This window comes from Chryseobacterium hagamense, assembly GCF_007991455.1.
GTDB lineage: Bacteria > Bacteroidota > Bacteroidia > Flavobacteriales > Weeksellaceae > Chryseobacterium > Chryseobacterium hagamense.
Window position 1 is genome coordinate 69,338 of sequence record NZ_BJYJ01000021.1, and the last position, 7,808, is coordinate 77,145.

Genomic DNA, 7,808 nt, shown 5'->3' on the forward strand with positions numbered 1-7,808 from the left:
TCCGTTTGGAAGCCTTTTGTTATCTGACTATGAGCTCAATACCATAAATCAGGCTGAAGCCACTGAGGCAAAATTTGTTTTCCTTCGACGGGCTTAGGATGATAATTACCTATTGCTATAGTGATGACTCTTATATTTATATTGAACTTACATTAATTTGAAACTAGTTTACCACAAATTTCCTTTCATTGATCAGCTCTGCAATGGCCAGCATATCTTTCCCGATCAGGCGGTCATCTTCCAGTTTTGCTACTCTGGAACGGAGAATGGCGAAATTTTCCTCGATGATTTTTGAACATTTTGCCGGTCTTCTGAATTCCAGTCCCTGTGCGGCGAACATCAGCTCAACAGCCAGGATGTTGACTAAATTCCCAAGGACCTGGTTGAATTTTCTGCCGGAAATGCTTCCCATCGAAACATGGTCTTCCTGCCCCAGACTTGTTGGGATGGAATCGGCGGAAGCCGGGAAACAAAGCGTTTTATTTTCCGTTACCAAAGCCGCAGAAGTGTATTGGGGGATCATGAAACCAGAATTAAGTCCGGAGCTTTCGGTTAATAATCTTGGCAATCCGTATTTTCCTTCCAGCAGCAGATAGCTTCTCCGGTCTGAGATATTCCCCAGCTCAGCCGCCGCCAGGGTTGCATAATCCAGAGGCAGGGCCATCAGCTGTCCGTGGAAATTACCTCCGGAGATGGATTCTTCGGCACTCAGGACAATCGGGTTGTCCGTTACGGAATTCAGTTCCGTTTCCGCCATCATTCTCAGGTGCTCAAAAGCGTTCCGGCTGGCTCCGTGAACCTGCGGCACACACCTCATCGAATAAGGATCCTGCACCCGGTCACAGTATTCATGTGATTTCAGGTTGTCGGAACCTTTTAAGAATTTCAGCATTCTCGCCGCCACTTTCTTGCTCCCCTCGAAAGGCCTGATCTCGTGAAGCTCTTTTTTGAAAGGGCTTGCCGATCCTCTGTAAGCCTCAAGACTCATGGCAGCCGTCATATCCGCCAGATCCAGCAGGTACCCGAATTTCTCCAGGCCTTTGATGGCATGAGCGAGAATAAACTGGGTCCCGTTAATCAGTCCAAGACCTTCTTTCGGACCCAGCGCCAGAGGTTCCAGACTGTTTTTCTCCAGCACCTCAGCCGTTTCAAAGATTTCGTTTCCTACCCATACCTGCCCCAACCCTAAAAGCGGCAATACCAGGTGTGCCAGCGGCGCTAGGTCTCCGGAAGCACCTACCGAACCCTGCTCCGGAACTACGGGAATAATGTCTTTTTCCAGCATCAGGATCATCCGCTCGATCACTTCAAGAGAAACTCCCGAGAATCCTTTGGACAGGGCATGAACTTTAGCAATCATCATGATCCTGGAAAGTTCTTTATCAATCGGTTTCCCTACCCCTACGGCGTGGGAAATAATCAGGTTGTATTGTAAAAGAGCTGTTTCATCGGAAGAGATCTTCGTATCGCAAAGCGGCCCGAATCCCGTATTGATTCCATATACGCAACGATCGGACTCTACAATCTGCTGTACATTTTTCTGGGATTTTAAAATCTGCTCTCTGGCGGCTTTGTTTAATTTAGCTTTATCAGGAGTTTTACAGATTTCCAGGACATCATGGAAACTGAAAACGTCAACACCGTATATCATTATCAAAATTTTGTCCTAAAATTAAGCATTTAGACAGTATTGGGAAAACTTAATTTTCAAAGACGATATTTTCTGAAAGGCAATTGATTAATTCATTACTTTTACCGCCGAAATTAAAAAAATTAATATCCTTATGAAACTTAAATTTTTACTGTTGGCCCTATCCCTTGCAGGCAGCGTTTCTTTTGCACAGAAAGTAAAATACTCCAAAGAAGAGGTAAAGAAAATGGAGCAATACCTTTTCAACGAAGGCTTTAATACGCCTTCCACCCGCAAGACTTCTACTGTCATCCTAAAAGACGGATCCACCCACAAAGGATTCTGCAGCAAAACCGACACGAAAAAAGGACAGATCTTTGAAGTAACCCTGAAAGACAGCCTGACGAAGAAAAACGAAGTGTTCGATGCAGAGCAGATCGCCGAAATGTACATCTACCCCAGCAATGCCGAAAAGATCATGAAAGTAGGAAAGTACATGGGTAACATCCGGAATTACAGCACGAAGAAACTGACAAAAACCACCAACAGTGACAGGATCTACTTTATCAACCAGACCGTTTCCCTGAAAAATAAAAAGGATGATAAGGAATTCCTGATGCAGGTAATCAATCCCGGATTCGATGATATTATCTCGGTATATCACGATCCGCGGGCCAAAGAAACTGCCGGGGTGTCATTCGGATACGGGCCTCAGCTTGGCGGCGGGGTAATTAAATCCTACTACCTAAAAAAAGGCAACAAGGTGATGTGGCTTCATAAGGACGATTTTGAAGACAATTACGATTTCCTCTTCGGGGACAATGCCGAATTCATGAAAAAGTACCCGAAAAATTCAGTGGAATGGGATTATTTCAGCTTCCTGATTCATGAGTATACGGACATGAGCAACGGATAAACATTAACTTTAACATAATATTGTGCAGCCATAGGATTTCTATGGCTTTTTTCTTGCTCTTTATTTCCGTAATTTTGTTCATATGAATCCTTCTTTAGAATTACAGCTCAAAACTTTACCATCCGAACCCGGCGTTTATCGCTATTATGATAAAAACAATCAGCTTTTATATGTGGGAAAGGCCAAGAATTTAAAGAAAAGGGTTCTTTCTTATTTCAACAAGAACCTTCCGGGCTACCGGATCAAAATCATGGTCGGAAAAATCAACCGGCTGGAAACCACGATCGTCAACAGCGAATACGATGCCCTCCTCCTGGAAAATAACCTGATCAAGGAGCATCAGCCTTTCTACAATGTCATGTTGAAGGATGATAAAACATATCCGTGGATCTGCATCAAAAACGAAGATTTTCCAAGGATTTTCCTCACCCGTACGAAGATCAGGGACGGCTCGGAATATTACGGACCTTACGCCAGGGTACGGCCTGCCAAGATCCTGCTGGATACCATCAAGCATATTTACAAGCTCAGAACCTGCAACCTGAACCTGGCACCTGCCAAGATTGAAGAAGGTAAATACAAGGTATGCCTGGAATATCACATCAAGAACTGCGAAGGGCCCTGCGAAGGACTGGAAAGCAAACAGGACTATGACGAAAAAATAGACGCCATTCGCGGGATGATCAAGGGGGATTTCCGGAAAGCCAAGGAGTACCTGATGAATCAGATGATGAGGTATGCTACCAATCTTCAGTTTGAAAATGCCCAGATCGTCAAGGAAAGGCTGGATGCCCTGGAAGATTATCAGGCGAAAAACACCGTTGTTAATGCAAGTATTGATGATGTGGACGTATTCGGAATGACCAGTGACGAAACGGCAGCCTACGTGAATTTCTTTAAGATCAGGAACGGAAATATCATCCAGAGCTTTACCACTGAAATCAAGAAGATCCTTGAGGAAAGCGATGATGAAATTCTGGAGGAAGCGATGATCGAAATCCGGCAGAAATTCGATTCGAATTCAAAAGAGATCCTGCTGCCTTTCCATCTCTCTGTAGAAATCCCGAATGTGAAGCTGATTGTCCCGAAAGTAGGCGACAAAAAACGGATCGTGGAACTTTCCGAAAAAAATGCTAAAGAATACCGTCTGGAAAAACTGAAGCAGGTGCAGATTATAGATCCGGAGAGGCATACCAACAGGATCATGTCAGAAATGCAGAAACTGCTGAGAATGCCGGTAGAACCGCGACATATTGAAGGTTTCGACAACTCGAATATCCAGGGGACGAATCCGGTTTCGGCCTGTGTGGTTTTCAAGGACGGTAAGCCCAGCAAAGCGGATTACCGGATTTTTCACCCGAAGACCGTAGAAGGGGCAAATGATTTTGCAACTATGGAAGAAGTTATCTACCGACGGTACAAAAGACTGTTGGATGAAGGTGACAGCCTGCCGCAGCTGATCCTGATCGACGGAGGGAAAGGGCAGCTCTCTTCTGCCGTGAAGAGCCTGCGCCTGTTGGGGCTTTACGGAAAAATTACCATCGTCGGTATCGCCAAAAGGCTGGAAGAGATTTTCTTCCCGGAAGATCCCATCCCGTTATACCTCGATAAGAAATCCGAAACACTGAAAATCCTGCAGCGGGTAAGAGATGAAGCCCACCGTTTCGGTGTAAAGCACCACCGGACCAGAAGAACGAATTCAACCATAAAATCTGAGCTTGAGGAAATCCCCGGCGTCGGAGAAAAAACGATTGAATTGCTGCTGTCCAAACTGAAATCGGTAAAACGGATCAGGGAATCAAATCTGGAAACACTGGAAGAGATTCTGGGGAAAAGCAAAGCCAAAGTTATTTACGACTTCTTTAACCCATTGTAAAAATTAAAATATTATTCGTAAATCTCAATTTATTTTAAAAAATTAAAAATCATAATATTTGTTAATTTAAATAATTTTTATAAATTAGCCAAAGTTAAACACCGCTTAACAACTTCTAAACATTTAAATTTACAAAAATTAAGTCCTCAATTGCTTGAGGACTTTTTAGTTATAATAAAATCAGGTATTTATTTCCTGGTAAATATTTCCTTTGAATAATTGCCGTTCCCTTGTGGCATTTCTATAATGATGTTCCCGTTTTCATAATACCCCAATGTGGATTCGCCATTCTGAAGCTTTACTCTGAAAACGTCGTTTTTGGTAGTTGCTTTAAAAGTGGCAAAAGGCGAAGAGCTGTTGTTCCCCACCAGAATAAACTGGGAGGCATCGATCTGAACTTTCTGGAGATCCGTTTTCCCGTTGCTGAATCTTACCGATGTATTTTCAACAGGCACTGAAGATGCAGCCGGCTGTGCGGAAACAGAAGTTTCCTCGGTGGAAGGCTGAATTGCTGCAATTATTTTGTTTGCAGGATTAGCCGGTGATATGGAAATAAAGGTTTGTTTAAGCGCATCCTGATAGCCCTCTTTATACTCTTTGATGTTCGAGGCCCCTTTTGCAGAGGAAACCACTTTCCCATTGCAGTCCTTAAACTGAAGCAGCACTTTATTGCGAAGAAAACCGCTGTCGTTCAATACATCTGCCATCAGGACATTGCAGGGATTGCTTTGGGCCTCGGCAGGCCATTGCAGCTTATCTTCAGGAATGACTATATAATTCTTACCTCGTAAGGTCTTGGTTAATAATCCCTCAAGTCCGAAATCTTCTTTTTTAAAGGTCGAAAATTTTGAAGGAACAGATATATATTTATAATCCGAAAGTTTCTGCCCGAAAGCAAGCACCGAACAAACCGTTACGATGAGAAGTGAAATCTTTTTCATAATCTAAATTTAATCATTTCTAAATTGTCCGATATCCAGCTTCAGCGAGAAGAAATTGGAATAGAAATTCGATCCGCCGATCCCTGAATTCGTGATGGCATAATCCAGCGTAAGGCCACGATACCGGATCCCGATCCCCGCACTCGGCTGAAAAGAAACTTTTCTCCTGAGATCCTCAATATCAGTGATGGACTGGAATCTGTTTACCCCCAATCGTACAAAGATCATTTTCTGATAGCCCAGTTCGGCTCCTGCGTAAGGCGTTAAACTCGCGAAATCCGTAGAAACCAGGGCCGCAGTTTTAGCAAAATCCACATTGATCCCTGCTTCCGGCAATATATACACACTGCTGTTGATATCGAATATTTTACTGGCGCCAACATTCAGTTTAGGCATTGTAAGCTCCATTTTGTCTTTCGGGGCAGGGTTGAATTCTTCACCGTTTACCACCGTGGAAAGTTCTTTCTGGTTAACGCTCCAGAAGTTGACGGTCGTGGTAGCATCTCTCAGCATCCCTCCCAGCTTCCAGCCGTTATCCAGTTTGTAGATTGCTCCGACATCGAAACCGAAACCATAGCCATTGGCAAATTTCCCGACGTTCCGGTACACAATTTTGGCGTTGATCCCGACGTCCAGCTTCGTATTTCCACCCGGATTAAAAGCATACGAAAGGATCGCTGCATAATCCGACTGTGAGAATCTGGTGATTTTGTCGTAATCGATATTTCCTTCGGTATCAATAAGCTGGGTGGTATTCAGGATATTATCTACTCCAAGCCGAACGACAGAAACTCCGAAAACTCCGGTTTCCAGCACTTTTGCGTAGGCCAGATAGTCGTATTTGGCAATAGACTCGAAATATTCGGCGTGCATTGCAGCACCCTGCCAGTCTTTTTCCACACCCATCAGCCCGGCCGGGTTCCACATCGGGGAATAGACGTCATCCTGATTGGAGATCACAGCGCCTCCCATGGCCAGCCCCCGGGCTCCCGCTCCGATATTTAAGAATTCATTGGAATATTTCCTGATGATCTGGGATTGCGACATCCCGAAAACCAGGGCGAACACAAATAGTAGATATTTTTTCATCATATCAATTGATGCTTAATTTAAAGTTTTTTGTTTCTTAGCTTTTATCAATCCGTTGGCAATGATGGCCAGTATCATAACTCCTGAAGCGATGTAAAAAACCGGACTCATGTGTTCTGATTCTCCAAAGATAAAAAAAGCTAGTATAATTCCGTAGACCGGTTCTAAATTAACTGTTAAAATTAACGTGAACGGCGAAATGTATTTCATCAGATTTACCGATTCCAGCATCGGGAAAGCCGTGAAAACACTTGCCAGTAAAGCTATTAACGCAAGATCACGGTAACTTATTTCATTAATTTCAAAAATCTGCCCGCTGAACAGATAAAAAAGCATCAAAATAAACCATCCGGAGAATATTTCGTAAAAAATAATGTTTCCCGAACTGGTTTTTCCGAACATCTTCCCGTTGAAAACAGAAAATATCGTCCCGAAGATGGCACACAGCACGCCGTAGAAAATCCCTTCTTTGTACTGGAATTCCGTCTTGAATATCATTAAAATACAGGCCACGATCACTACTCCCATGATCACTTCCGAAATATCGATTTTCCTTTTAAAAATCACAGGTTCCATAATGGATGCAAACAAAGTAGATAATGAAAGGCAGCTCAAGGCAATGGAGACATTGGAGATTTTAATCGAGTGAAAAAAGCAGTACCAATGCAGCGCCATGGAAAATCCAATCGCCGCCAGCTGGAAAAATACTTTCTTGGAAACCTTAATGCTGTCTTTTCTGAATACACGGATGTACACAAAAAGACAGATCGCTGCAAACAGCATCCTGTAGAAAACCAGGATTTCCGCATTCGCATGAATCAGTTTTCCCAAAATTGCCGTAAACCCCCATAAAAACACAATCAAATGCAACCTGAAAAGCGCCAATTTATGCATATCCTATCTTCTTATACTATTTTTGCAAATTTACAAATCGGTTTTACAAAACCCATCATAATTTTATATTAAAACAATGGTTTTTTTGAGAAAATTTAAGGAGTAGTATTATCAAAATTTTGGAATAAAAGTACAGAGATTTTTAATGTTATCGACGCAAACAGTAAATTATCCTTCAACCGTATATTTTTCTTTTGCAAAAGCTGAACTACGTTCGTAAACTTTCATTTTGTATTCAGCAAATGACCGCTACGGATCTTATTTAAATAGCCTGCTTAGACTTTTGTGGCCACACTTTTACAAATTAATTGTTGTCATAATGATGCCCTCTAAAACTTACCGGGTTTTTAGAACCCGTCAGGTCGATATATCAACATCTTTGTCCCGATTTAAAACGATATTTAAATAGTAATAGTAAGAGCCTGTTTAAATTTACCTTTTATATTTTAACATTAAGAATTT

At 42.5% G+C, this 7,808-nt stretch carries 6 protein-coding genes; 2 read left to right on the top strand and 4 right to left on the bottom strand.

The window, feature by feature from the left end:
- Positions 1-163: 163 nt before the first annotated feature.
- On the bottom strand, positions 164-1,651 hold the full coding sequence (hutH, locus tag CHA01nite_RS15660; RefSeq protein ID WP_146943043.1) for a histidine ammonia-lyase: 1,488 nt from the start codon (positions 1,649-1,651) through the stop codon (positions 164-166).
- A gap of 133 nt (positions 1,652-1,784) precedes the next feature.
- Here hutH and CHA01nite_RS15665 point away from each other — a divergent pair, with 133 nt between their 5' ends.
- Positions 1,785-2,546 carry a hypothetical protein gene (locus tag CHA01nite_RS15665; protein ID WP_146943045.1) on the top strand — a complete coding sequence of 254 codons (762 nt, stop codon included), beginning with the start codon at positions 1,785-1,787 and terminating at the stop codon, positions 2,544-2,546.
- An 82-nt stretch (positions 2,547-2,628) separates the two neighbouring features.
- Complete coding sequence (gene uvrC / locus CHA01nite_RS15670) at positions 2,629-4,422, top strand: excinuclease ABC subunit UvrC (RefSeq protein WP_146943047.1); 1,794 nt, start codon at positions 2,629-2,631, stop codon at positions 4,420-4,422.
- A 188-nt stretch (positions 4,423-4,610) separates the two neighbouring features.
- On the opposite strand, the gene CHA01nite_RS15675 is transcribed toward uvrC, so the two are convergent.
- Genes CHA01nite_RS15675 through CHA01nite_RS15685 form a run of 3 tightly spaced genes read right to left on the bottom strand, consistent with a single transcriptional unit; the run spans position 4,611 to position 7,346 of the window.
- Complete coding sequence (locus tag CHA01nite_RS15675) at positions 4,611-5,363, bottom strand: hypothetical protein (RefSeq protein ID WP_146943049.1); 753 nt, start codon at positions 5,361-5,363, stop codon at positions 4,611-4,613.
- Positions 5,364-5,372: 9 nt separating this feature from the next.
- The gene (locus CHA01nite_RS15680) at positions 5,373-6,455 is read right to left on the bottom strand and encodes a putative type IX sorting system protein PorV2 (protein WP_146943051.1); all 1,083 of its coding nucleotides are present in this window, start codon (positions 6,453-6,455) and stop codon (positions 5,373-5,375) included.
- 12 nt (positions 6,456-6,467) lie between these two features.
- On the bottom strand, positions 6,468-7,346 hold the full coding sequence (locus tag CHA01nite_RS15685) for a DMT family transporter (RefSeq protein WP_146943053.1): 879 nt from the start codon (positions 7,344-7,346) through the stop codon (positions 6,468-6,470).
- Positions 7,347-7,808: the final 462 nt, after the last annotated feature.